This is a genomic window from Enterococcus sp. DIV0546, assembly GCF_051712785.1.
GTDB lineage: Bacteria > Bacillota > Bacilli > Lactobacillales > Enterococcaceae > Enterococcus > Enterococcus faecalis.
The window spans coordinates 1,964,887-1,991,209 of the sequence record NZ_JBIOPO010000001.1 but is presented as its reverse complement, the minus strand read 5'-3'; the positions used below and the strand labels follow the sequence as shown (position 1 = coordinate 1,991,209).

The window sequence follows — 26,323 nt, the reverse complement described above, 5'->3', positions numbered from 1 at the left end:
ATTTAGAAAAATAGTTGAAATTTTATTTCAAACAAGTTATAATGAAAGCGTATTAGAGAGGAGCTAAAAAGATGTATGGTATTTCAGTTTTTCTTGGTGAAGAGATTACAAACGATACAATTATTTATATCAAAAAGATGAAAGCGCTTGGATTTGATGGTATTTTCACTTCTTTACACATTCCAGAAGATGATACTTCCCTTTACCGCCAACGCTTGACTGATTTAGGGGCAATTGCTAAGGCAGAAAAAATGAAAATTATGGTAGATATTTCAGGTGAAGCGTTAAAAAGAGCGGGTTTTTCTTTCGATGAATTAGAGCCTTTAATCGAGTTGGGCGTAACTGGCCTTCGGATGGACTACGGCATTACGATAGAACAAATGGCTCATGCTTCACATAAGATTGATATAGGATTGAATGCTAGTACCATTACACTGGAAGAAGTGGCTGAGTTAAAGGCTCATCAAGCGGACTTTTCTCGCTTAGAAGCTTGGCATAATTATTATCCAAGACCTGAAACCGGCATTGGAACAACATTTTTTAATGAAAAGAACCGCTGGCTTAAAGAATTAGGCTTACAAGTTTTTACTTTTGTGCCAGGAGATGGGCAAACAAGAGGCCCAATTTTTGCTGGTTTACCAACATTAGAAAAACATCGTGGGCAAAATCCTTTCGCCGCTGCCGTTGGTTTGATGGCTGATCCTTATGTCGATGCTGTTTATATTGGTGATCCTACAATTAGTGAGCGAACCATGGCTCAATTTGGTTATTATCACCAAACCAATCAATTTCTGTTAGAAGTAGCACCTAGCAAGAGCCGCTATTTGAAGCGAATACTTGGGAGTCATACCAATCGTTTAGATGCTGCAAGAGATGTTTTGCGAAGTGAATTATCAAGAACGAGTGAAATGTTCAGAAAAGATGAAATTGCAACGATTGAGTCAGAGCAGACTGAAGCACGTCCAGTGGGAACCGTAACGATTGATAATGAAAAATATGGTCGCTATATGGGAGAAATTCAAGTCACACTTGTGGACTTGCCGAAAGATGAAAAAGTCAATACGATTACACGAATTATTGAAAAAGATCAAACGATATTGCCGTTAATCAAGGCAGGCAATCAATTTACGCTAGTCACGGAAGGAACGATAGAGAATGAATTTAGAAAACTTAACAACTGAACGTAGAAATGAAAATACAATGGGCTTAGATGAGATGAGTGTCAAAGAAGCGTTACAAAAAATGAATCAAGAAGACCAAAAAGTTGCAATGGCAGTGGGTCAAGAATTAGCAGCCATTGAACCAGTGGTAGAAGCCATCATCAAAAGCTTCAATCAAGGCGGCCGCTTGATCTACATGGGCGCTGGTACGAGTGGTCGGTTAGGTGTCTTAGATGCAGCCGAATGCGTACCAACTTTTGGCGTCGAGCCAGAGATGGTTCAAGGCCTCATCGCTGGTGGTCAAAAAGCAATGACTGTCGCAGTAGAAGGTGCTGAAGATTCAAAAGAACTAGGTCGTCAAGATTTAGTTGATCTAAAATTATCAGCAAATGACATTGTTGTTGGGATTGCAGCCAGTGGTCGGACGCCTTATGTAATTGGCGGTTTAGAATATGCTACAACGGTGGGAGCAGCTACCGCAACTGTGGCATGTAATAAAAATGCCGAAATTAGTAAATATGCGCAAATGCCGATTGAAGTAGATGCAGGACCTGAATTTTTAACAGGTTCGACTCGCTTGAAATCTGGGACAGCTCAAAAATTAATTTTAAATATGTTATCAACTATTTCCATGATTGGTATTGGGAAAGTCTACAATAACTTAATGGTTGATGTAAAACCAACCAATGAAAAATTAGTGGAGCGTTCCAAACGGATTATTATGGAAGCAACGGGTTGTAGTTATGAAGTTGCCGAACTAAAATTTGTAGAAGCAGAAGAAAATGTGAAGTTAGCAATTGTAATGATTTTAACTGATAGTACTAAAGAAGAAGCAACACAAAAATTAATTGACGGGAATCAATTTATCAAGAATACATTAAATTAAGGAATTAGGAGGGTGTTTTAACATGGCAGAAGAAAGAATTAAACGCATTGCTGATGGGATTTATAAAGAAGTTGGTGGTCAAGAAAACGTGGACAAAGTCATTCATTGTATGACTCGTGTTCGTATGGATATCCGCGATTATGACAAAGTAGATATTGAAGGATTGAAAAAAATTGATGGCGTTATGGGCGTCGTAGAAGATGATACGTTGCAAGTAGTTGTTGGTCCAGGGACTGTTAACAAGGTTGCACAAGAAATGGTAGATCAAGCAGGTGTCAAATTGGGAGAACCATTTAATCATGACACCGCAACTGATGCTTCAGCAGGAAAATCTGGAAAAGATTTAGTAGAAGAAAAAGCCGCTCAAATGAAAGCACAACAAAAAGCGAAACAAAATAACACTTCACCATTTAAAAAAGTGTTAAAAGCCATTTCTAGTATCTTTGTTCCGATGATTCCTGCCTTTGTTGGGGCTGGTATTATTGGCGGGATTGCAGCTGTTATGTCTAACTTAGTTGTTGCTGGTGATATTTCAGCTTCATGGCAACAATATATTGATGTCTTAAATATCATTAAAAATGGGATTTTTGCTTATTTAGCTCTTTACACTGGGATTAACAGTGCCAGCGTTTTTGGTGCAACGCCAGCGTTGGGTGGTGTTATTGGGGCAGTCACAATGTTAACAGGAATGAATCCAGATGCACCAATCAGTAATATTTTCACTGGGGGAACATTATCTGCAGGACAAGGCGGAATTATCGGTGTTATTTTTGCCGTATGGTTATTATCATTGTTAGAAAAACAATTGCATAAAATTGTCCCAGAATCAATTGATATTATCGTAACGCCAACCATTTCACTTTTAGTGATTGGCTTAGCAACTATTTTCTTAATCATGCCTGTAGCCGGAGCTATTTCTAATGGCTTAGTTGGTATTATCAATGTTGTCTTAGAAAAAGGTGGCATGGTTGCTGGCTTTACTCTTGGTTTAACCTTCTTGCCAATGGTAATGTTTGGTTTACATCAAATTTTGACGCCAATCCACATTGAAATGATTAATCAAACAGGGATGACTTTGTTATTACCAATTCTGGCCATGGCTGGTGCGGGACAAGTCGGTGCAGCTTTAGCATTATGGATTCGTTGTAAATCAGATAAAAAATTAGTTGAAATGATTAAAGGTGCCTTGCCAGTTGGGATTTTAGGTATTGGTGAACCATTAATCTACGGAGTTACTTTACCATTAGGACGTCCATTCATTACTGCTTGTATCGGCGGTGGTATTGGTGGTGCGGTGATTGGGGCCTTCGGTAATGTTGGTGCGATTGCTATTGGACCAAGTGGGGTGGCTTTAATTCCATTAATTGCCAACAACCAATGGCTTGCATATGTATTAGGTTTATTGGCTGCTTACGCAGGTGGTTTTGTAGCAACGTTATTCTTTGGGATTCCTAAAGATATGCAAACAACTAAATAATAAATAGAAAAAAGGAGAACTTGGCTTCTCCCTTTTTCTTTGTTAAAATTTAATTGCGTAGGAAATGGTGTATCAGGAGGGGTGTTTATGCAACAAAATATTGTCTTATCTATCCAAGATCGTCTACAACAATTACCAAAATCAGAACGAAAAATCGCAGAATATATTTTAAAAAATACAGAAACAGTTATTTCAATGAATGCGCAAGAGCTAGCGAAACAAGCAGGATCAAGTCCAGCGGCAATTATTCGCTTTTGTCATTCTATGGATGTGAATGGCTTCACAGAGTTGAAACTTTTATTATCTGCAAATCTTGGCCAAATGAAGCAGCAAATGTATACTGAAGTTACTAAAGGGGAATCAACAGCTGATATTAAACAAAAGTTACAGGCGCGCTTTGTTCATGTGGTTGAGCGAAGCGGTCAGACATTAGAGGATGTCGCAGTGAATGAAGCCGTTGATTTGTTGGAAAAAACAGAAGTAATTTTTGTCTATGGGTTGGGCGCCTCTTCGTTGGTTGCTCAAGATATTTATCAAAAGTTTACGCGCTTAGGCCGAACGGTATTTACAACATTGGACCATCATTTATTTGCTTCTATGTTAGGCTCAACAGAAAAGCCTAGTGTTTTTATTGTTATTTCTAATTCTGGAACGAATAAAGAAGCAAGTACTTTAGCTGATTTAGCGAAGCAGCAAGGGATTCCTATTATTAGTATCACACAAGATGAAAAATCAGTGATTGGTGAAAAAAGTGATATCGTCCTTCAAACCTCTAGTGGGGAAGACGTGCCATTGAGAAGTGCGGCTACTGTTTCCTTGGTGGCACAATTGTATGTAGTCGATGTTTTATTTTTTGCTTATGCAGCAAAAAACTATAAGGAAACCTTAGAAAAAATTCAAATCTCAAGAAAAAATGTAGAACGTTTAAAAGAATAAATAAAAAGAGAAGGTTATCTGTCAAAATGACAGATAACCTTCTCTTTTTTTACTATCAACGGCGCTTTTCAGCGATCTTTTTTCCCTTTTCAATATAAGAAATATCATTAATTCCTTGAATGGTAAATGTTCCTTTTTCGTAAGTTAAGGTCGTCACGCTACCATTCTCCAGTGCCATCTGCATAGGCAAACTTGCATCAATTAAGGAAAGTAAAAAGGAAATTGTTAGTCCATGGGAAACCACCATGACTTTGCCGCCACCATTTTTTTCTCGATGATGAGCGATATCTTCGAAACCAGACCAAACACGATCACGAATAACTTCATAAGGCTCCGCCCAGTCAGCCGTATCGGCTTCAATAATAGCATTTGCTAGCTCACGATAGGTAATCTTCGTGGTCATCATGTCCTCATAACTTTTAAAAGCTAAAATGCGTGGCACCACACCCCAAAGTTCACCATCATAGCCACCATCTAAAGAACCAAAACACCACTCACGAATCCGTTTATCGGTTAGGTAAGGAATCTTTTGGTGGTTTTGATGTTCTTGTAAAATAATCTGAGCGGTTTGCATGGCACGACCACTATCACTACTATAAGCTTCCCTAAAGTCTATGTCTCTAAGACCTAAGCCTAAATGATAAATGCCTTCTTCTCCTTGTTTGGTTAAGGGGGTATCTGACCAGCCTTGGGTTCGGCCAATCGTATTAAACATCGTTTTTCCGTGACGAATAATATAAAGTGTCGTTGCTTCAGTCATTGCTACTCCTCCTAAGTTTCTTTAAATAGTGAATAAATCTCTAATTAAAAAATGGGTTTGTGGCTTTTTCATGTTGAATGGTCGTGGCATCACCATGGCCTGGATAAACAGGAAATTCTTCTGGTAAAGTGAATAGATAGGTCGTAATGCTGTGTAATAATTGTTGCATATCACCAGTGTGTAAATCAGTACGACCAATACTACCTTTAAACAATGCATCCCCAACAACAACAAAATCATCAAAGACAAAGCTGACGCTACCAATTGAATGACCAGGTGTTGGGACTACGGAAAATTTCATGCCGCCAATTTCATAATCGGTTAGTTTAAATTCATGTTCGGCGGGTTGAACAATAATATTTGCTATATCGTCATGTCTGCCTAATCCTGAAAGATTCAAAATAGGATTGGAAAGCCACGCTTGTTCTAATGGACTAACATAAACAGGGATTTGATAATGATGGCGCAATTCTTCTACCGCACCAATATGATCATAGTGAGTATGTGTTAATAAAATAGCGGCTGGTTTCTTCCCTAAACGGGTAATTTCTTGAATTAGTTTTGCTCCTTCTGCACCTGGATCAATAATTAATAATGCTTCTTCATTATAAACAAGATAACAGTTTTCTTGAATAACACCTGTTCTAATTTGTTCGATCTGTATCATCTCAGGACCTCCTAAAGTTCTAACGATTCTCTTCAAGTATACCGAAGAATCTTAAGAATAGAAAGTTTTCTTGTTTATCCAAAGAAAAAATAAATCATTCTTAGAATGTTCGGTTTTTGCTTGTTTTAACACGTGTTTTTTTTAAAAAACTCACATTTTTATAGTTATTAAACGAAAGTTTATGTATAATCTTCATGTGATAGTAAGGAGGAGTATTAAATGTTTCATTTTGTAATAAAAGGAACAGGTTTTTCTAGTAAAAATTTGCAAGAGATTAAAGTTTATGAAGAAACACTTTTTTGTATAGATGAGGCCGGAGTAATTCAGGAAATAATTGAACCAGATGCTGAAGCGTATGAAACTGTGCTAGCAGAACAAAAAGAGGCGCAACGTTTTCAAGAATTGCCCCAAGATTCTTATCTTTTACCCGGCTTTGTTGATTTACATGTCCATGCACCTCAGTGGGCACAATCAGGGACCGCCTTGGATATTCCATTGTATGAATGGCTGAATACGTACACGTTTCCTTTGGAGTCCAAATTTGCAGATTTAACATTTGCCCAACAAGTCTATGATGAATTGGTAACCCAATTGTTAGCTAATGGGACAACAACAGCCCTTTATTTTGCAACCATTCATTATGAAGCCAGCCGTCGTTTGGCAGAGATTTGTGCGGAAAAAGGGCAGCGTGGCTTAATTGGCAAAGTTGTAATGGATGATCTTAATGAGAATCCTGAATACTATCGTGATCAAACAACGCAACAAGCATTAGAAGAAACGGAACGGTTTATTCAAGAAATTCAAGCATTAGCGCAGCAAACAAAACAAGGCGTGTATCCCGTTGTAACTCCGCGTTTCATTCCTAGTTGTACAGAAGAAGCACTTAAAGGATTAGGAGAATTAGCAGCGAAATATCAAGTCCATGTTCAAAGTCATTGTAGTGAGAGTGATTGGGAACATCAATTTGTTCAAGAACGTTTTGGAAAAAATGATGCCCAAGCATTGAATGATTTTGGTTTATTGACAGAAAAAGCAGTGATGGCACATGCAGGCTTTTTAGAAGAAGCAGATATGAATTTATTCCATGAAACAGGGACGGCTGTGGCGCACTGCCCAATCTCTAATGCTTATTTTGGTAATGCAGTAACACCGATTGCAAAATTAGTACATCAACATCAAGTAGAAGTTGGTTTAGGTAGTGATCTTTCAGGTGGTTTTTCACCAAGTCTTTTTGACAATTTAAAGCAAGCGGTTATTTCTTCTAGAATGTTAGAAGATGGTGTCGATGCTACAAAAAAAACAGAAATACGAGGTGTTAAAACAGCACGGATTACCGTAAATGAAGCGTTTTATTTAGCTACTGCTGGTGGTGGTCAAGCGCTAAGTTTACCAATTGGAAAATTAGAAAACGGGTATGCTTGGGATGTTCAAATTATTAATACAAGCTTGTCACAAGCACGAATCCCTAAAAATCCAGGGGAATCATTGCTTGATATTTTCCAAAAAATCTTATATTTAGCACGACCAGAAAATATTCGAGAAGTCTGGGTACAAGGTGAAAAAGTACATGATAAAAATTTAATGTCAGCAACTAAAGGAGTATAAAAAATGAGTGAAAAGAAACAAAATAATCTTCATTTAACAGTGGGGCCAGAAGATTCAGTATCTTTTGGGCAGGCCACTATGTTAGGGATTCAGCATGTCTTAGCAATGGACGTGTACGTCGTACCTGTAATCATTGCTTCAATTATTGGGATTAGCACAGCACAAACGTCTTCTTTAATACAAGCAACATTCATAGCAGCAGGACTTGCCACGATTATTCAATCTCATTTTTGTATGAGATTACCAGTTGCGCAAGGCCCTTCATTTATTCCAATCGGGGCAATTGCAGGAATTTATTTTGCCAATAACCAACAAGGAAATGGCTGGGGCGCAGTTTTAGGTGCTAGTTTAGTGGGGGCAATTGTTGTTATTATATTAGGATTTACTGGTATCTTTAATCGTTTAATCACTAAATTTGTTCCACCAATTGTGGGAGGAACAATTATTTTTGTGGTGGGGCTTTCGTTAATGCCAGTCGCTTTATCGGATAATATTTACCATGCAAAAGGGGAATTAGGACAAAATATTTTATTAGCATTTATAGCAGCGGGTACGTTGATCTTCTTTGCGCTCTTAGGTTCTGCTTTGAAAAAAGGGCGGATTTTCCGCGTTTCTTCTGTCATTTTGGCATTATTATTTGGGAGCATCGCAGCACAATTATTAGGGGTACTTGATTTATCAGCCGTTAGTGAAGCGGCTTGGTTTAGTTTGCCTCAGTTACCATTAGTTAACTTTTCTTTCCAATTTGATTGGTCAGCTATTGCCACGATGTTAGTTATTTATCTGGTTTTAATGGCGGAAACAACAGGCACTTGGTTTGCTGTGAGTCATGTTGTCGCTGAACCTTTGACCGAAGAAAAAATTAATCGCGGCGTAATTGGTGAAGGCTTAGGTTGCTTAGTTTCTTCATTCATTGGCGGCACGCCAGTAACTAGTTACTCTACAAATGCTGGGATTATTTCAATCACTGGAGTTGCTAGTCGCAAGGTTTTTGTGGCTGCAGGTGCGTGGTTTGTCTTATTTGGCTTATCTGGAAAACTTTCCACCTTGATTTCGGCCATTCCGGCACCAGTTATCGGCGGTGTTTTTGTGGTTGTTTGTGGCATCATTTCTGTAAGTGGAATGAAAGTCATGAGTGATGTAACAATTCATGAAAAAGAGATGTATGTAATTGCCGTTCCGATTATTATGACGTTAGCGTTGACATTGTTACCAAAAGAGTTTTTGGAAACTCTACCACAATTTTTACAATATTTATTTAGTTCACCCGTGGCAACTGCCTCAATTGTTGCTATTTTATTGCAGGCCATTTTACCAAACGTTCAAGAAGGGTAAAAAGATTAATTTTCGTTAAAACGCCTTTGACAAGTGGCGGTAAATAGTGTAAATTAACAATGGTGTTTGTAAACACGAACGTTAAATGACCGAATGTTCGGTTTTTACGTTATTTTTGTAAATAACTAGGAGGCAGTAAGTATGAAAGTTTTTGATTATGAAGATGTCCAATTAATTCCCAATAAATGTATCGTGAATAGTCGTTCTGAATGTGATACTACAGTAACTTTAGGAAAACATTCGTTTAAAATGCCTGTCGTTCCAGCGAACATGCAAACAATTATTGATGAAACGATTGCGGAAACCCTTGCTGAAAATGGTTATTTTTATATCATGCATCGGTTTGATGAAGAGGCGCGAGTGCCATTTATTAAAAAAATGCAACAAAAAGGCTTGATCACGTCAATTAGTGTGGGTGTGAAAGAAGGGGAATACGCTTTTGTTGAAACGTTAGCCCGAGAAGGTTTAGTTCCTGACTACGTGACAATTGATATCGCACATGGTCACTCAAATGCGGTGATTAATATGATTCAACACTTAAAAAAATTTTTACCAGAAACATTCGTTATTGCGGGCAATGTTGGAACACCAGAAGCCGTTCGCGAATTAGAAAACGCTGGGGCCGATGCCACCAAAGTGGGGATTGGACCAGGAAAAGTTTGTATTACTAAGATTAAGACTGGCTTTGGGACAGGTGGCTGGCAGTTAGCGGCTTTACGTTGGTGTGCCAAAGCTGCTCGGAAACCAATTATTGCAGATGGTGGGATTCGGACCCATGGAGACATTGCAAAATCTGTGCGTTTTGGGGCAACTATGGTCATGATTGGTTCATTATTTGCTGGACATGAAGAATCACCAGGTGAAACAAAAGTGGAAGATGGTGTTGTTTACAAAGAATACTTTGGTAGCGCCTCTGAATTCCAAAAAGGCGAAAAGAAAAACGTTGAAGGGAAAAAAATCTGGTTACGCCATAAAGGGAAGTTGGCAGATACTTTAGTCGAAATGCAACAAGATTTACAATCTTCCATTTCATACGCGGGAGGTCGTGATTTAGAAGCGATTCGTAAAGTTGATTATGTGATTGTAAAAAATTCTATTTTTAATGGTGATACCATTTAACAGTCAACTATAGACTGAAAAGAAGACAGCACGTAGTGCAGAAATTAAATTGATTTCTGCATTACGTGTTTTTTTACTTTACCTATCGTAGTAATCGTGTTAAGATAATTACAACGACAGACGTAGTACGATAGTTGAAGTACTTGAGGGAGGAATTTATGTGATTGGTAGTGATGCAATTCGAGGATACAACGATACCTTTATTCTCTCAATCTTACAATCCGGCGCTTCATATGGTTATGCGATTTCTAAACGCATTCGTGAAATTTCTAAAGAACAATATTCGATTAAAGAAACGACACTTTATTCTGCTTTTACACGTTTAGAGAAAAATGGCTACATTGAATCATTTCCAGGAGAAGTAACGCATGGCAAAAAGCGGACCTATTATCAAATAACCCATGCAGGAGAGCGTTATTTAGAGGAAAAGTTACTAGAATGGGAAGTAACAAAAGACGTCGTCGAAGCATTTGTAAAGGAGATGGGAAAATGAAAATTATAGAAGAATTTATTGATAGCTTATTTTCAGGCGTTGTTGAAACAACTGAAACAAAACAATTAAAGGCGGACTTATTAGCAAATGCTGAGGATCGTTATGAAGATTTGCTCAGCCAAGGAAAATCGGAAAATGAAGCAATTGGTACAATTATTTCTGAATTTGGTACTATTGATGAATTAATGGAAGAATTGAATTTAGAAAATAAACAAGTGGATGAAACAAACGATTCAATGAACGGTTTGCCAGAAATTTCAGTGGAGGAAGGACTTGACTATTTAGCTGTCCAACGTAAAGGTGCTATTCAAATTGGCCTTGGTGTTGTTGCAATCATGGTGGGTGTTGGCTTGCTGGTTGGTATGCGTGGTGTTCTTTCTAACGGTCTTGGTTTAGTTTGTCTTTTCATAGGTGTGGCAATCGGCGTTCCATTATTTATTGTTGCTGGTAATCGGTTTGTTGCAATGGACAAACAGCTGGGGCAACGATTGATTCCGATTAAGTTAAAAAAAGAAGTTGCACAAAGAGAACAAAGTTTTCAACGATCATTTATTTTTTGTATGGCAGCGGGCGTCGTTTTTTGTATTTTGGGTTTAATCCCAGTTGTTGTCTTTAGTAGTGGCCTTCATCTGATGATGCGCCGTTCCATGCATCAAATGATGGGGGGACAATATTATAATGGAACGATGGGAATTAGTTGGCTCTTCTTTTTAGTATCGATTGGCGTCTTCTTGTTTATATTTGGTGGAGTAATTAAAGGAAGTTTTAATAAATTGTTGAATGAAACTTATTTTTATTCAGAACATGTTGGTCATCCTGATTTTGCCCCTCAACAAACAAAAACAGAGGAAGGACCTGTGGGAAATCCTGTCGGTGCAATTATTGCATCCGTTTATTGGCCCTTAGTTGTGGCACTCTATCTATTTATTAGTTTTGTTTTAGGGGATTGGCGGTTTAGTTGGTTAATCTTTATGTTCGCAGGAATCTTTTATAACACCATCCAAGCATTTTTACACAAACATTGAGACAAACCTGTTAATAGTAAAACAGAAAATTGAGGGTGTCTAAAAATTTGAACTTTCTTCTTACAAAGGAGAAATATCAAAGTATGTTTTGAAGATGAAAAGGCTAGCAAAGATGCGGACAAAATTTTTCGAAAATCATCAGTATACAACGAAGCGGTATAAAAAAATTTATAAAGTACTTTCCGATATAGACATTTTCTAGGTCGATTATTAATTTTAAAAGCAGCTGATTTAATAAAAGCAGCTGAAATAAGTGTAATATCAATAGGTTTAGGAAGAGCGTGGGGTAAAAATCACTTTGGATTTTTGCCCCACGCTCAAAAGCTGATTTTAGTTTATCTAAAATATTATTCCAATCACTAGTAGGCAGCCTCTTTTTATATATTCAGAAAATTAAAAGTTTTTCTCCTAACTTTTTTTATTTTCTTTACATTGTGCTCTATCTTGTAGAACTTCCAGTGGGGCTACCGTCTTGCCATCAAGTCAAGGCTTATCACTACTACCATCGTTTTATCCTTTCGAGTTTTCGCGTATTCAGTTTCTTAATTTTACAAATCAATTTTACTTTGAAAGTTATTAACCTCATTCAAATGTCACTATCTTATCAGAATATTCATCAAATTCATCTTTATGAGTGATAACTATTGTTGTTAAATCATTTCGTTTTAAATATGAAGTTACTCTCAATGCTATATTTGTAGATAAGTCCTTATTCAATGAACTCGTAGGTTCATCTAAAATGAGAAATTCTGGTTTTCTTAATAACACTCTTGCTAAACTTATGCGTTGTTTTTGACCACCACTAATATTTCCTCCATTATTTTCAATTAAATAATTCCATCCTTTTTCGTTAATTAAAGTATCTAATCCAACGAGCCTTACAATCTCTAACAATTCTTTTTCAGAATACTCTTTAAATAATGTTAAATTTTGTTTTATCGTACCTTCAAATAAAAATACGTTTTGATCCATCTTATTTGCTTTTTGATAATATAATTTTTCATAGAAATTTTCTATTTCTTCCCCATTCCATAAAACATCTCCTATTAAATATTCACGGGAAATTTGATTCATAAGTAAGTTTCCTATAGTAGATTTCCCACTGCCACTAGGCCCTTTGATTACTACTAGTTCTCCTTTACTAATCAACATATCCAGATTCTTAATAACAGGATTGCTTGTATCGGAATACTTATATTCTTTAATAGCCAACTTCATACTATTAAACTTAGGAATATCTCTTTCCTGACTCTTAAAATTACTAGTAGATTTTTCTTGATAGATATCTTTTATTCTTTCTTGCGTTTTAATTGCTAAATTTTTACTACTAATTTGATCTGCAATTACTCGTATAGGTTCGTCCAACATTCTACTGACAGAATATATAGCAATTATCGATCCAACAGAAATAAGGTTTAAACTTGCTAAATAACTAGCTAATAATAATGCTAGAAGTGGTAAGACCATTGCGACAAAAGCAGAAGTTCCCACATATAGAGAAAAGTATAACGCTATTTTTTTACTTACTGGCAATCTTTTTTGAAATAAGTCCACTTCAATTTCTTTTGAAAAATATTTTTCCATTGAAAATTGTTTGACATCATAAATGCCAGAAACTGATTGTGTCATTTTTTGAAAAATGCGGCCTTTTAATTCTTGATCATACTTAGTAAGTGTGCTCATTGTTTGACTTATTTTATGTATCAAAAAAAAGCAAACAAACAATAGTACACTTAATATTATTGCGATTTCATAACTATAATAAATAAGAACTGTTACACTGCTTATTAATATAAAAATTTGTGTGACTAACATTACTTTTCCTTGGGACATCCAATCAGATATTAAGATACTATCTGACGTTATTTTAGAAATTATTTCTCCTAAAGAGTTTTTTTCAAAATATAATACACTCTTTTCTAAAATACTTTTAAATAAAAAATTATTTAATGCATAATTTCCCGTAAAAAACAGCAAACGAAGAAGATATTGAGATAGATATATACATGCGCTATATGAAATAACTAAAAAAATTAAAATAATTATTTCTTTATTATTCATTGTATCTTCTTTTTTTACGATATAATCCACGAGTTTTTGTATAGAAAAAATTATATATAAGTTTAATACAGTCCGTACCATTATAGAAATAATTGCTTTTAATTGTATTGTTTTCACGCTTTTATACTCATTTACTATTTCTATATCTATTTTTCTGCTCTTCCCCATATATATCGCTCCTTCGTCATTCTTTGTTATTAAATTATAAAACAGTTGCTAATCAATTACAAATAAATTATAATAAAATTGTAACAAATTTAATTATATTAAAATGTTTAGGAGTAAATTTTTATGGTCGAATTATTAGTGAAAAAAGAAGCCGCACTAAAAGAATTAGGAAAGTTTTTTGCACTTGCTGGTGAGAATGTCCCTGACCTTATGATGCCTAACAGTTTTATTGACGAAGAATGGCATGCTATGTTAAATGATCCTGAAACATATGAAAAGTTTTGTTTACAACATGCTGGAACTCTATTAAAACATGAACCTAGTGGTGGCGTTGATGAATTTACATGGGTTAAAAACTATGAACAAAAGTATGGGAAGTTAAACATTATTTGGTTTATTGACTCATCTGGTACTTTCAATGAAAAAGCTTATGAAGAATACATCAAAAATGGGATTGTCAAAATGTCCTGGGATTGCAAACCAGCAAATTTACACACATAAGGAGGTTCAACCTTATGAAAAATAACTTAAAAAAATTATTTGAACAATATGTAGAAAAAACATATGACTATTGCCCGTACCTTGAATCTGCTAATAGAAAAAAACTCGTTAAAACTGATGTTTTTCTTTTAAAAACAACTGATCCCGAAAAAATATCTGAAGAGTTATTCTATTACTTTTTAGAAAAAATTGAGCTCTTCAGATTTAATCGTTCTCGATTGACTAAAGACTCTATTCCTTTTTATACACTAAATATTATTTTCGATGTAGAGCTCGAAAAAAGTATAAATTTAGATTGGGAAACTATCATTAGTTGGCCACACTATATGGTTAAATATTTATACTCAAGTGAACAAATAATGTTCGGAAAATTCTGGAAAAATGAAATAACCAAAAGTAAATTTAAAGAAGGCAATATTCCTATCCCTAGTATAAACTTTTTATCCATTCGCACAGCTATAAAAAAAAGAGATCCCTTATTATTATCTAAAACGAAAGATTTAGCCATACAAATAGAGAATAGTGTTATTACAAACAATAGTGTCATTGACATCAATGGTACTCGTATTGATATTGTCACTTCAGATGAGTTAAAAGAAATGGATTATTACAATTATCTCAAAAAGACTATCTTACAAACGAATTAAACATATAGATAGTTATGTTCGCAAAAATCATCAACTTAAAAAGAAGCAATTAGTAAGCCGACCCCCAAAAGACCTAGAAATCTAACTTTTGGGGGTCAACTTAGTTTCAGTGCCTTTTTCTTGTATTTTCGATTGACAAAAGCATTGAACTGGATTACTTTTAACTCATCCAATTGTTGAGGTGATGGCTATGTGGCAACTTAAAAAAGAACAAAATGTTCCCATTTATCGCAGTATTATGGAAATGATTGTTCAAAAGATTCAAACAGGCGAATTATTACCAGGCGAAAAAATCCCTTCGGAACGTAAACTGGCAGAATACTTGTCTGTCAATCGTTCAACCGTTGTTCATGCATTAGATGAACTGGTGGACTTAGGCTGGATTGTGCGAAAAAGAGGGAGCGGAACGATTGTCAACGAAGGAAAATGGGGGGTAATGATGACGCCACGAACGGATTGGCATCGTTATTTAGAACAAAATGTGTTCAAACAAGTTCATCCCTTGGTGGCAGAGATTGAGTTACGTGCTAAACAAAATTTGCCGACTGACTTAGATATGTATACAGGCGAGTTGCCGTTAGACTTAATTCCCAGTTTCGATTTTCCAGCATTAAATTGGAAACAATTTTTAAAAGAGGAAGCACAAGATGAATTAGGTTATTTGCCGTTAAGAAAAGAAATCCAAGCCATTACAGCAACGGAATATCAGCTTCATTTACCAAGTGAAAGTTTATTGCTTACTTCAGGTGCGCAACAAGCACTTTTTTTAGTTTTGCAAGTTTTATTGAGACAAGGAGATAGTGTTGCTGTAGAAGATCCATCTTTCTTCTATGCCTTACCAATTTTCCAAGCTGCTGGTGTGCGCTTATTTGGTGTACCCATGACAGATGAAGGGATTGATCTTGAAGCGCTAGAACAAACAATCCGACAACATCGCATCAAAATGGTTATGGTTAATCCTTCCTTTCAAAATCCGACTGGGACAGTGATGCCTTTAAGAAAAAGAGAACAGCTTGTGAAAGTCTGTCAAACGTATCAAGTTCCTATTTTAGAAGATGATGTTTTTGGGCAGTTAAGTTTTATCCCGAAAACAGAAATTCCTCCTTTAAAAAAATTAGATCCAGATAATGTCTTGTATATCGGTTCGTTGTCAAAAATTTTAGGTTCGACCACGAAAATTGGTTGGTTAAGTGCGCCCGCCTCCGTGACGAAACAAATTGCAGAAGCCAGAAAAATGATGGATGTTTCGTTGAGTATTTTTCCGCAGATGCTCGCTAAAATGGCGATTGAAGATCCTTCTTTTTCTGAAAAAATTACGTTATTAAATAAACAAGTGGAACAACGAGCAACAGCTGTATATCAAGTATTTAAATCGTTGTCAGAATGGGAAGTTTCGCCAGTAAAAGGCGGCTTTTATTTATGGGCACATTGGCGTCAAGGGGCACTTAAGCCAGAAGATTGGCAAGTGTTTTTACGAGAAGGTGTTTTGGTAGCACCAAGTGTAGCTTTTAGTGAAAAACGTGGAAGTATTCGCTTGAACTGTTCCCGAATTTCACCAGAAGAAATGCCTCTTTTTTGTGAGCGAATGGTACGGATTACACGACAGCTTTCTGAAAATAGACAAACAAAAATAGAACACTAAGTAAGATTTTTCTTATAAAAATCATTTGCTGAGAGAAAACGCTACAACTTCCCTTTTCTAAACGAATATCCAATGCTATACTTAAAAAGTAAAAACAAAAAAACAAATGAGGTGTTTTCCATGTCTTGGGAACAAGTTTACCAACAATGGTTAAATGAAGAAAATATTCCAGAAAATTTAAAAAATGAATTAAAGAACTTAAATACAGACCCTGAAAAATGTGAAGATGCATTTTACGCACCATTAGAATTTGGGACTGCCGGGATGCGCGGGATTTTAGGCGCCGGTATTAATCGGATGAATATCTTTACGGTTCGTCAAGCAACAGAAGGACTTGCACGTTTTATGGATACGCAAGATCCTGAAACAAAACGTCGCGGTGTAGCTATTGCCTATGATTCACGTCATATGTCTCCAGAATTTGCAATGGAAGCAGCTAAAACATTAGCTAAACATGATATTCCTTCTTTTGTGTTTGAAAGCTTACGACCAACACCAGAATTATCTTTTGCGGTCCGTTACTTTAAAGCTTTTGCGGGAATCATGATTACGGCTTCTCACAATCCAGCTGCCTATAATGGTTACAAAGTCTACGGTGAAGACGGTGGTCAAATGCCGCCAGCTGATGCAGATGCATTAACTAAATATGTTCGTAGTATCGAAAATCCTTTGAAAATTGATGTCTTATCAGATGAAGAAGTTGCCCACAGCGGTTTAATTAACATTGTTGGTGAAGAAGTCGATAATGCGTATTTGAAAGAAATTAAAACAGTTACGATTAATCAAGAATTAATTAACGAAATGGGTAAAGAATTAAAATTAGTTTACACTCCCTTACATGGAACTGGGAAAATGTTAGGAGAAAAGGCATTAAAACAAGCCGGTTTTGAAAAATTTGTTTTAGTACCTGAGCAAGCCGTTGCTGATCCTGACTTTACTACAGTTAAGTCACCAAACCCTGAAGAACATTCAGCTTTCGAATATGCAATTCGTTTAGGGGAAAAAGAAGGCGCTGATTTATTGATTGCAACAGATCCAGATGCTGATCGTTTAGGTGCCGCTGTGCGGATGCCAAACGGAGACTACCAAGTATTAACAGGAAATCAATTAGGTTCAATTATGATTCATTATATTTTAGAAGCCCATCAACAAGCAGGCACGTTGCCTCAAAATGCTGCGGTTCTAAAATCAATCGTTTCTAGTGAACTTGCTACAGCGATTGCTGAGAAATATAATACGAAGATGTTTAATGTTTTAACAGGTTTCAAATTTATTGCTGAAAAAATTCAACAATACGAAGAAGACCACAGTCAAACGTTTATGTTTGGTTTTGAAGAAAGTTATGGTTACTTAGTGAAACCTTTTGTTCGTGATAAAGATGCAATTCAAGCGTTAGTTTTATTAGCAGAAGTAGCGGCTTTCTATAAAAAACAAGGAAAAACATTATACGATGGCTTACAAGATATCTTTGAAGAATTTGGTTACTTTGAAGAAAAAACTATTTCCGTAACAATGAGCGGAATTGAAGGCAGCGGTAAAATCAAAGCTTTAATGGCAAAATGTCGTGAACAAGCGCCAACTGAGTTTGCCGGGATTCAAGTTGCTCAAACGGAAGATTTTAAAGAATTAACACGCACTTTTGCAGATGGTCAAACAGAACAATTACAAACGCCTCCTTCTGATGTGCTGAAATATCATTTAGAAGATGGCAGTTGGATTGCTATCCGACCATCAGGAACAGAACCAAAAATTAAATTCTATCTAGCGACAAAAGCAACAAGTAGTTCAGAAGCTTCTGAAAAAATTGCTGCGTTTGAAGCAGTCGTTAATGAATTAACAAAATAAAATAAACGAAACAGGCTGTACGGAAAAAAGTACGAATGTTAGTGTTTGTGTCAAAAGCTAATTGACTTTTGACACAAACACTTTATTTAACTAAGGAGGGAATGCTATGAAAATTGGCTTTATCGGTGCTGGCAGTATGGGCGGTGCCATGATTAAAGGGTTACTGAAAGCTGAGGCAGTCAAGAAGGAACATTTATATGTGAAAGGCGGCTCAAGTGGAACCGCAGAAGCACTTCAAAAAGAGTGGGGCTTTCAACTTGTCACAGATTATGCACTTTTCCAAGAATGTAAGGTTATTTTTATTGCGACAGGAGCAAAGGTCGTGTTACCTGTCCTTCAGGAATTAGCCCCTCATTTTTCCAACGAAAGTCTATTGATTTCTGTTGCAACAGGTCATACCATACAAGAAGCACAAATGGCCCTTGGCAATAAAGAAGCCAAAGTTGTTCATGCCATTCCTAATACACCAGTTAGCGTGAATCAGGGTGTGATTGGCATAGCCTTGGCACCAACAATTGAAGGCCAAACGAAGGACCTGGTAATGGAACTTCTTGCTACTTTAGGGTTAGTCAAAGAAATTCGTGAAGCGCAACTGGAAACTTTTGGTACTGTGGCTGGTTGCAGTCCAGCTTTTGTTGATATCTTTATGGAAGCATTGGGAGATGCAGCAGTCTTAGAAGGGTTACCAAGGGACTTATCTTATGAAATTGTCGCTCAAATGATAAAAGGAACGGCGACCTTAGCCTTAGACACGAAAACACACCCAGGAGCATTGAAAGATGAAGTGACTTCTCCAGGAGGAAGTACGATTCGCGGTGTCGTAGCTCTAGAAAAAAATGGCTTCCGTTATGCCGTGATGGATGCAGTTCAGCAAGCCAACCACGAATAGATGAAGAAAGTTGGAAAATCGACAAGTTTGTCATTTTTCCAACTTTCTTTGTGCCATATTTTTCGTAGGAAAGAACAATCGCAGTTCTTATTTTAAAAAACTCTGTGTTATAATGAGTGCAAAGTGAGGCGACTATAATGAAACAAATGGAAGAAATCAAACAAGTAAGTCAATTATATAAAGTATTAAGTGATCCAACACGTTTAAGAATTTTGCTACTTTTAAAAGAAGGCGAACATAACGTAACGGCGATTAGTGAACAATTGGAAATGGAACAGTCCGCCGTTTCTCATCAACTAAAATTATTAAGAGATAGCCGGGTTGTCAAGGCACGTCGCGAAGGAAAAACAATTTTTTATACATTGGATGATCATCATGTAATAGATATTTTAAATCAGACCTTTGAGCATATTGAACATCGATAAAAAGTAGGGAAAAATAGCGTAACTAGAATAGCGCTGTTGATGGAGGTAAAAATGAAGGATACCTTAAAGATCGGGTTACTAGGATTAGGGACTGTAGGCACTGGCGTTTTAACTCTCTTGAAAGAACATCAAGAGAAAATTTCACAAGTGACAGGAATGAATGTAGTCATTGAAAAAGCATTTGTCCGAAATCTTGAAACGAAACAAGCGCAAGCGGAAGAATACGGTTTTTCTTTAACAACTTCAATTGATGATATTTTAGAAGATAAAGAGATTCAAATCGTTGTGGAATTAATGGGAACCATTGAACCAGCCAAAACGTATATCATGAAAGCTTTAGAAAAGGGTAAACATATTGTGACTGCTAATAAAGATTTACTGGCGCAACATGGGAGTGAATTAGTAGCGTTAGCCCAAAAACATCATTGTGATTTATATTATGAAGCAAGTGTTGCTGGCGGGATTCCAATTTTAAGAACAATTGCTAATAGCTTAGCGGCAGACAATATTCAACAAGTTTTAGGGATTGTGAATGGTACGACGAATTATATGCTTACGCAAATGGTTTCTGCTGATAAAAGTTATGAAGAAGCTTTAGCAGAAGCGCAAGCGTTGGGATTTGCTGAAGCGGATCCGACAAACGATGTCGATGGAATCGATGCAGCCTATAAAATGGTTATTTTAAGTCAATTTGCTTTTGGGATGAATGTTTCATTACCACAAGTTGATATTCGTGGAATTCGCGGATTGTCTTTAGATGATGTCGCCATGGCTAAACAACTGGGGTATGAAATCAAATTGATTGGCTCTGCTGAACAAAATGAGAATAGTATCTCGGTGGAAGTGGCGCCTATGCTAGTCAATCAAAAGCATCCTATTGCATCTGTTCGGAATGAGTACAATGCAGTATTTATAAAAAGTGCAGGCGTGGGGGAATCAATGTATTACGGTCCAGGAGCTGGCGCTAAACCGACAGCAACCAGTGTTGTCAGTGATTTAATTACGATTGCTAAAAACATTCGCTTGGCAACGACTGGCCATATGTTCAATTCGTATCAACATAAAACCCAATTGACGAGTTCCGAAAATGTATTTGGGCAGTACTATTTTTCATTAGATGTTCCAGATACACCAGGACAATTTTTGCAGTTGACGCAATTAATGACTAAAGCAGAAGTCAGCTTTGATCAATTAGTTCAACAGAAATCAGATGGACAGCGAGCAAGAATTGTTGCCATTACACACCAGATATCAAAAGCACAAATGCAACAAGTTGTGACAGCTATTCAAAATACGGAAGCCTTTCAGTTATTAAATGTAATGAAGGTTATAGGAGATGAGTAAACATGTATGAAGGTTTGTTAAAACAGTATCAAGCGTATTTGCCCGTAACAGAAAAAACACCAATGATTTCTTTAGCCGAAGGAAATACGCCACTGATTCCTTTACCTAATTTATCCAAAGAATTAGGTATTCAATTATATGGAAAATACGAAGGCTTAAATCCCACCGGCTCATTCAAAGATCGCGGGATGGTGATGGCTGTAGCAAAAGCGGTAGAAGAAGGTGCCAAAGCGATTGTTTGTGCTTCTACAGGAAATACTAGTGCCGCCGCTGCTGCGTATGCCACAAGAGCAGGCATTAAAGCGTATGTAGTGATTCCAGAAGGTAAAATCGCACTGGGAAAATTGGCGCAAGCTATTATGTATGGGGCGGACATTATTTCGATTCCAGGTAACTTTGATGAAGCATTAAAAGCGGTGCGAGAGATTGCGAAAACTGAGGCAGTTGCGCTAGTTAATTCAGTGAATCCTTATCGCTTAGAAGGGCAAAAGACAGCAGCTTTTGAAGTTTGTGAACAATTAGGTCAAGCGCCCGATGTCTTAGCGATTCCAGTTGGAAATGCCGGCAATATTTCCGCTTACTGGAAAGGCTTTAAAGAATGGCATGAAAAACAAGGAACAACTTTACCAAGAATGCATGGTTTTGAAGCAGAAGGTGCCGCAGCGATCGTGAAAGGCCAAGTGATTGAGCAACCTGAAACCGTGGCAACAGCGATCCGGATTGGGAATCCTGCTAGTTGGCAATTAGCAGAACAGGCACGCGATGAATCGGGTGGTTTCATTGATGCCGTGACAGATCAAGAAATTTTAACGGCTTACCGAAAAATTGCTGCTCAAGACGGGGTTTTCATTGAACCTGGTTCGGCTGCCTCATTAGCTGGAGTTATTCAACATGTTAAAAGCGGTAAAATCAAAGCAGGTGAAACCGTCGTGGCAGTCTTTACTGGTAACGGACTGAAAGATCCTGATACAGCAATGGAGACAGAAGTAGCTATTTCAAAAATGAGTGACGTGGAAGAAATGCGTCTGCACTTACGAAAAGGAGTCGCAACACTATGAAAATAAGAGTACCTGCCACTAGTGCCAACTTAGGACCTGGCTTTGATTCATGTGGCATTGCATTATCCGCTTATTTAACAATCAACGTTTTAGGTGAAAGTGAATTTTGGGAAATTCAACATACTTTGGGAGAAGAGATTCCTACTAATGAAGAGAATTTATTAATTCAAACGGCATTGAAAATTGCACCAGAATTAACACCAAAAGTTATTCGGATGGTTTCTGACATTCCCCTTGCAAGAGGACTAGGCAGTAGCTCAAGTGTGATTGTAGCAGGCATTGAATTAGCTAACCGACTAGCACATTTAAATTTGTCCCCTAAAGAAAAAGTTCGTTTGGCCACAGAGATGGAAGGACATCCGGATAATGTTGCCCCAGCTATTTTAGGAGATTTCGTGGTGGCTAGCCATGTAGAAAACCAAGTCTACCATGTCAAACATCACTTTCCAATGTGTGATGTCATTGCATTTATTCCAGAGGAACCATTATTTACCGAAAAAAGTCGCGCTGTTTTGCCCGAAAAATTGACTTATAAAGAAGCGGTCGCGGCCAGCTCAATTGCCAATGTTATGATTGCCGCAATTTTAAACGGAGATTTACCTTTAGCAGGCAAAATGATGGAACAAGATAAATGGCATGAAACGTATCGTCGTTCATTGGTTCCTCACTTAAAAGAAATTCGTCGTTTAACTCAGCAAAAAGGTGCTTATGGCTCTTTCTTAAGCGGTGCTGGTCCTACTGTGCTAATCTTGTCGCCAGAAGAACGAACCAACGAAATTGTTCAAAGTTTGGAGAAATTATCTATCAAAGCGAGCATCCAAATTTTCAATATTGATCAAGAAGGCGTTCAAGTCTTTTAAAAAAACGAGAAAAAATCACTAGTGATTTTTTCTCGTTTTTTTTAATCCTCGGCTGTTTCCGTGGAATAATAACTATGATCTTCTAAGTTCAAAGCATTAAGAATCATTGAGGCAGTTTCTTCAATTGAAAGAGAAGCGACATCAATAACGATACAACCTAATTTTTGATAAAGATCATTAGCAAAAGCCAGTTCTCGCCGAATTTTTTCAATATCTGAATAAGAAGTATTTTCAGGCAATCCATATGCGCGCATTCGTTCTTTACGAATCCCGTTTAAAACATTGGGATCATTGGTTAAGCCAACAATTTTTTTAGGGTCCATTTCGAATAATTGTTTCGGTAAATGTGCTTCAGGAATTAGTGGCAAATTAGCAACTTTTAAGTTCTTGTTGGCTAAAAAGAGACTTAGCGGTGTTTTAGAAGTTCGGGAAACGCCAAGAAGTAACACATCCGCTTCTAAAAAGCCTCGTGGGTCCTTGCCATCGTCATATTTGACAGCAAATTCCATTGCTTCAATTCGTTTAAAATAATTTTCATTCAGATGATGTAAGGCACCTGGTTCCCGCATGGGCGCGACACCTGTTAATCGTTCGATTTCCGCAACTGGTGGTGTCAAAATGTCAAAATGGAACAATTGATGCTCATTGAAAAATTGATTAGCAATCGCCACGAGGTGATCATTAATAATAGTATGAAGCACCATGGCTTCTGCTTTTTTGGCATCTTCTAACGCTTGCACCAGTTTATCTTCGTCTTTAACGAATGTTCGTCTAATCAAAGTAAAATCAACAGTGGGGTACTGGGCCATTGAAGCAGCCGCCAATTTTGAAGCGGTCTCGCCAGCAGAATCTGAGATGACAAAAATCGTCACACATTTTTTTTCTTCAGAAATAGTCATAGAGGGTAAGTCCTTTCTTGCATTTTTAATAATTTTATTATACCATAAGTCCAGAATCTATTTCGTAATGATTCTGATTTAGGTTGGTGAGGGAGGAAATGGCGATGGCACCAGTAAAAACCAATATTGAACAAGCCTTAGAAACCATGAAAGCCAGTGGATTAAAATATACTAAAAAACGAGAATTACTGATGAGCTATTTGATTAAGCGAAATCGGTATGTTTCTGCACGTGAAGTGTATGAATTTATGAATGAAACCTTTAAAGGAGTCAGTTATGATACGGTTTATCGTAACTTGCATGACTTTGAGCGCTTAGAATTGCTAGAAAAAACAGAATTAAATGGCGAACAAAAGTTTCGCTTCCGTTGTTGCCAAGAGGTGGAACATCATCATCACTTTATTTGTACGGTTTGTGGCAAAACGGAAGAAATTCACATGTGTCCTATGAATTTTTTTGAAGAACAGTTAAAAGGTTGTTCAATTGAAGGACATCGCTTTGAAATACTTGGTCGTTGTGCCGATTGTTGCGAAAAATAGCGAATAAGACGAAAAATCAAACAAAAATTTCGTATTTTATCAGTAGAGTGGTTGACGGTTATTTATGCTTTAGCTATAATATAACAAGGACAGTATTTTAATTTGTGGGTTTTTCCCACAAATAAGAAAAACGGTTACTTTTTAAGCTCGGAGGGAGGGAATAACATGTCAAAAACAGTCGTTCGTAAAAACGAATCTCTTGATGATGCTCTTCGTCGCTTCAAACGTTCCGTTTCAAAAGCGGGTACTTTACAAGAATCACGTAAACGTGAATTCTACGAAAAACCAAGTGTAAAGCGTAAGAAAAAATCTGAAGCAGCTAGAAAACGTAAAAAATTCTAGTTTTGAATGAATTGGAGTTGGTGGTATGTCATTGCTAACCACATTGAATGACGACATTAAAACAGCGATGAAAGCTAAAGACAAAGAAACTTTAGCCGTACTTCGTATGTTAAAGACTGCCATTCAAAATGATCAGATTAAAGCGGGCCGTGAATTGAACGGAGAAGAAGAACTCACTGTATTGTCTCGTGAGATGAAACAGAGAAAAGATTCTTTATCAGAGTTTGAAAAGGCGGGACGCGACGATCTTGTTGAAAAAGTAAAAGTTGAAATAGCAATTGTTGAAAAATATATGCCTCAACAACTAACGGAGGAAGAAATTCGTCAACTAGTTCAAGAGGTAATGACGCAAACTGGCGCCACTTCACCAAAAGATTTTGGTAAAGTGATGGGCGCTATGATGCCGAAAGTCAAAGGCAAAGCCGATGGCAACCAAGTTAACGCAATTGTGAAAGAATTATTACAAGAAAACTAAGAGCGTTATCGAAACTAGGACAGGATACTGTCCTAGTTTTTTTATGCAAAGAGAAAACCGGCAGCTTTTTACGGTTTTCTCTTTTTTGACTTTCAAAGTCAAATCAGGTACGACTTCTTTTTAAACAGATAAGAATGTGGTATCATTGTAAAGGACTATATAATAAAGGAGATGGACGTTTTTTGACAGATAATCAGTCAAAATCTTTGGAATTAATACTTACTGATTCTGATGATGCACACATGCTTTTAGGAACACATGATAAACATATCAAATTTTTAGAAGAGAATACCCACGTAACGATTAATAGTCGTGGTGAAGTTATTCAGTTAATTGGCGAATCATCAGAGGTAGAGTTAGTCGCTTCCGTGTTAAGAGCGCTACAAACATTAATTCAACGAGGCATCAAAGTGCATACGCCAGATGTCGTTTCTGCTTTAAAAATGGCCAAAGCTGGAAATTTAGAGGCGTTTATTGCCATGTATGAAGAAGAAATTATGAAGGACCATCATGGTCGGGCCATCCGAATTAAGAATGTTGGTCAAAAAAAATATATCGATGCAGTTAAAACTCATGACGTCATTTTCGGGGTGGGACCTGCGGGGACAGGAAAAACCTTTTTAGCCGTGGTGATGGCGGTAGCAGCTTTAAAAAAAGGCGAAGTACAAAAAATTATTTTAACTCGTCCAGCGGTGGAAGCTGGCGAAAGCTTGGGCTTTTTACCAGGTGACTTAAAAGAAAAAGTCGATCCTTATTTACGTCCAGTTTACGATGCCTTGTATCAAATTTTTGGTATGGATCATACAAATCGTTTAATGGAACGCGGCGTTATTGAAATTGCCCCGCTTGCTTATATGCGTGGTCGTACATTGGATGATGCTTTTGTCATTTTAGATGAAGCACAAAATACCACGGTTGCCCAAATGAAAATGTTTTTAACTCGTTTAGGGTTTAGTTCAAAAATGATTGTTAATGGAGATACTAGTCAGATTGACTTGCCACGTGGTGTAACAAGTGGTTTAGTTAACGCCGAGCGTACGTTAAAAGACATTGAAAAAATTGCCTTTGTAAATTTTGAAGCCAGTGACGTTGTGCGTCATCCGGTTGTAGCACAAATTATTCAAGCCTATGAAAAAGAACAACAAAAGCATTCCTAAGCAGTTAG

General features: G+C 37.0%; 26 protein-coding genes. 22 read left to right on the top strand and 4 right to left on the bottom strand.

Features of this window, described 5'->3' with window-relative positions; translation table 11 throughout:
• The first annotated feature begins 71 nt into the window (after positions 1–71).
• The 4 genes from IGJ24_RS09645 (at position 72) to IGJ24_RS09630 (ending at position 4,459) form a co-directional block, all read left to right on the top strand.
• On the top strand, positions 72–1,181 hold the full coding sequence (locus IGJ24_RS09645; RefSeq protein WP_002380596.1) for a DUF871 domain-containing protein: 1,110 nt from the start codon (positions 72–74) through the stop codon (positions 1,179–1,181).
• Positions 1,156–2,046, top strand: coding sequence for an N-acetylmuramic acid 6-phosphate etherase (gene murQ / locus IGJ24_RS09640; RefSeq protein WP_002356712.1), 891 nt, complete (start codon positions 1,156–1,158; stop codon positions 2,044–2,046). The genes IGJ24_RS09645 and murQ overlap by 26 nt, the downstream gene beginning before the upstream one ends.
• Before the next feature lie 22 nt (positions 2,047–2,068).
• A complete protein-coding gene (locus IGJ24_RS09635; RefSeq protein ID WP_002356713.1) occupies positions 2,069–3,523 on the top strand; it encodes a PTS transporter subunit EIIC in 1,455 nt (484 codons plus the stop codon).
• 87 nt (positions 3,524–3,610) lie between these two features.
• On the top strand, positions 3,611–4,459 hold the full coding sequence (locus IGJ24_RS09630) for a MurR/RpiR family transcriptional regulator (RefSeq protein ID WP_002382748.1): 849 nt from the start codon (positions 3,611–3,613) through the stop codon (positions 4,457–4,459).
• A gap of 55 nt (positions 4,460–4,514) precedes the next feature.
• On the opposite strand, the gene IGJ24_RS09625 is transcribed toward IGJ24_RS09630, so the two are convergent.
• Positions 4,515–5,219, bottom strand: coding sequence for a histidine phosphatase family protein (locus tag IGJ24_RS09625; RefSeq protein ID WP_129193702.1), 705 nt, complete (start codon positions 5,217–5,219; stop codon positions 4,515–4,517).
• Between the two features lie 40 nt (positions 5,220–5,259).
• Positions 5,260–5,886, bottom strand: coding sequence for an MBL fold metallo-hydrolase (locus IGJ24_RS09620; RefSeq protein WP_002356716.1), 627 nt, complete (start codon positions 5,884–5,886; stop codon positions 5,260–5,262).
• Positions 5,887–6,105: 219 nt separating this feature from the next.
• Between IGJ24_RS09620 and guaD the strand changes: the two genes are divergently transcribed.
• From guaD to IGJ24_RS09595, 5 genes are all read left to right on the top strand, one after another.
• Positions 6,106–7,491 (top strand): guanine deaminase, encoded by a 1,386-nt coding sequence (gene guaD, locus IGJ24_RS09615; RefSeq protein ID WP_129193701.1) that lies wholly within the window; start codon positions 6,106–6,108, stop codon positions 7,489–7,491.
• Positions 7,492–7,494: 3 nt separating this feature from the next.
• Complete coding sequence (locus IGJ24_RS09610) at positions 7,495–8,826, top strand: nucleobase:cation symporter-2 family protein (protein WP_002359736.1); 1,332 nt, start codon at positions 7,495–7,497, stop codon at positions 8,824–8,826.
• 141 nt (positions 8,827–8,967) lie between these two features.
• Positions 8,968–9,945: a GMP reductase gene (gene guaC / locus IGJ24_RS09605; RefSeq protein WP_002362677.1), complete on the top strand. Its 978-nt coding sequence runs from the start codon at positions 8,968–8,970 to the stop codon at positions 9,943–9,945.
• Between the two features lie 160 nt (positions 9,946–10,105).
• Complete coding sequence (locus tag IGJ24_RS09600) at positions 10,106–10,438, top strand: PadR family transcriptional regulator (protein WP_002356722.1); 333 nt, start codon at positions 10,106–10,108, stop codon at positions 10,436–10,438.
• The gene (locus IGJ24_RS09595; RefSeq protein WP_129193700.1) at positions 10,435–11,463 is read left to right on the top strand and encodes a permease prefix domain 1-containing protein; all 1,029 of its coding nucleotides are present in this window, start codon (positions 10,435–10,437) and stop codon (positions 11,461–11,463) included. Before IGJ24_RS09600 ends, IGJ24_RS09595 begins: the two co-directional genes overlap by 4 nt.
• A 582-nt stretch (positions 11,464–12,045) precedes the next feature.
• On the opposite strand, the gene IGJ24_RS09590 is transcribed toward IGJ24_RS09595, so the two are convergent.
• Positions 12,046–13,692, bottom strand: coding sequence for an ABC transporter transmembrane domain-containing protein (locus IGJ24_RS09590; protein ID WP_129193699.1), 1,647 nt, complete (start codon positions 13,690–13,692; stop codon positions 12,046–12,048).
• A gap of 123 nt (positions 13,693–13,815) precedes the next feature.
• Here IGJ24_RS09590 and IGJ24_RS09585 point away from each other — a divergent pair, with 123 nt between their 5' ends.
• The 9 genes from IGJ24_RS09585 to thrB all read left to right on the top strand — a co-directional run bounded on the left by IGJ24_RS09585 (position 13,816) and on the right by thrB (position 22,903).
• Positions 13,816–14,193 (top strand): hypothetical protein, encoded by a 378-nt coding sequence (locus IGJ24_RS09585; RefSeq protein ID WP_129193698.1) that lies wholly within the window; start codon positions 13,816–13,818, stop codon positions 14,191–14,193.
• 14 nt (positions 14,194–14,207) lie between these two features.
• On the top strand, positions 14,208–14,840 hold the full coding sequence (locus IGJ24_RS09580) for a hypothetical protein (RefSeq protein WP_129193697.1): 633 nt from the start codon (positions 14,208–14,210) through the stop codon (positions 14,838–14,840).
• A 190-nt stretch (positions 14,841–15,030) separates the two neighbouring features.
• Positions 15,031–16,482 (top strand): PLP-dependent aminotransferase family protein, encoded by a 1,452-nt coding sequence (locus IGJ24_RS09575; protein WP_289865747.1) that lies wholly within the window; start codon positions 15,031–15,033, stop codon positions 16,480–16,482.
• A gap of 120 nt (positions 16,483–16,602) precedes the next feature.
• Positions 16,603–18,327 (top strand): phospho-sugar mutase, encoded by a 1,725-nt coding sequence (locus IGJ24_RS09570; RefSeq protein ID WP_129193695.1) that lies wholly within the window; start codon positions 16,603–16,605, stop codon positions 18,325–18,327.
• A 106-nt stretch (positions 18,328–18,433) separates the two neighbouring features.
• A complete protein-coding gene (gene proC / locus IGJ24_RS09565) occupies positions 18,434–19,216 on the top strand; it encodes a pyrroline-5-carboxylate reductase (protein WP_289865749.1) in 783 nt (260 codons plus the stop codon).
• Positions 19,217–19,332: 116 nt separating this feature from the next.
• A complete protein-coding gene (locus IGJ24_RS09560; protein ID WP_002382758.1) occupies positions 19,333–19,641 on the top strand; it encodes an ArsR/SmtB family transcription factor in 309 nt (102 codons plus the stop codon).
• Positions 19,642–19,692: 51 nt separating this feature from the next.
• Entirely contained in the window at positions 19,693–20,985 is a 1,293-nt protein-coding gene (locus IGJ24_RS09555) for a homoserine dehydrogenase (RefSeq protein ID WP_129193693.1), read from the top strand.
• A 2-nt stretch (positions 20,986–20,987) separates the two neighbouring features.
• A complete protein-coding gene (thrC, locus tag IGJ24_RS09550; RefSeq protein ID WP_002356733.1) occupies positions 20,988–22,043 on the top strand; it encodes a threonine synthase in 1,056 nt (351 codons plus the stop codon).
• Positions 22,040–22,903: a homoserine kinase gene (gene thrB / locus IGJ24_RS09545; RefSeq protein ID WP_289865750.1), complete on the top strand. Its 864-nt coding sequence runs from the start codon at positions 22,040–22,042 to the stop codon at positions 22,901–22,903. The genes thrC and thrB overlap by 4 nt, the downstream gene beginning before the upstream one ends.
• 41 nt (positions 22,904–22,944) lie before the next feature.
• Here the strand turns inward: thrB and IGJ24_RS09540 are convergent, their stop codons facing one another.
• Positions 22,945–23,802, bottom strand: coding sequence for a pyruvate, water dikinase regulatory protein (locus tag IGJ24_RS09540; protein ID WP_002389973.1), 858 nt, complete (start codon positions 23,800–23,802; stop codon positions 22,945–22,947).
• A 98-nt stretch (positions 23,803–23,900) separates the two neighbouring features.
• On the opposite strand from IGJ24_RS09540, the gene IGJ24_RS09535 reads away from it, so the two are divergent.
• The 4 genes from IGJ24_RS09535 to IGJ24_RS09520 all read left to right on the top strand — a co-directional run bounded on the left by IGJ24_RS09535 (position 23,901) and on the right by IGJ24_RS09520 (position 26,315).
• Positions 23,901–24,341 (top strand): Fur family transcriptional regulator, encoded by a 441-nt coding sequence (locus IGJ24_RS09535; RefSeq protein WP_002387080.1) that lies wholly within the window; start codon positions 23,901–23,903, stop codon positions 24,339–24,341.
• A gap of 165 nt (positions 24,342–24,506) precedes the next feature.
• Positions 24,507–24,683: a 30S ribosomal protein S21 gene (rpsU, locus tag IGJ24_RS09530; protein WP_002356740.1), complete on the top strand. Its 177-nt coding sequence runs from the start codon at positions 24,507–24,509 to the stop codon at positions 24,681–24,683.
• A 25-nt stretch (positions 24,684–24,708) separates the two neighbouring features.
• Complete coding sequence (locus IGJ24_RS09525; protein ID WP_002356741.1) at positions 24,709–25,158, top strand: GatB/YqeY domain-containing protein; 450 nt, start codon at positions 24,709–24,711, stop codon at positions 25,156–25,158.
• Between the two features lie 242 nt (positions 25,159–25,400).
• Positions 25,401–26,315: a PhoH family protein gene (locus IGJ24_RS09520; RefSeq protein ID WP_369810298.1), complete on the top strand. Its 915-nt coding sequence runs from the start codon at positions 25,401–25,403 to the stop codon at positions 26,313–26,315.
• Positions 26,316–26,323 lie beyond the last annotated feature (8 nt).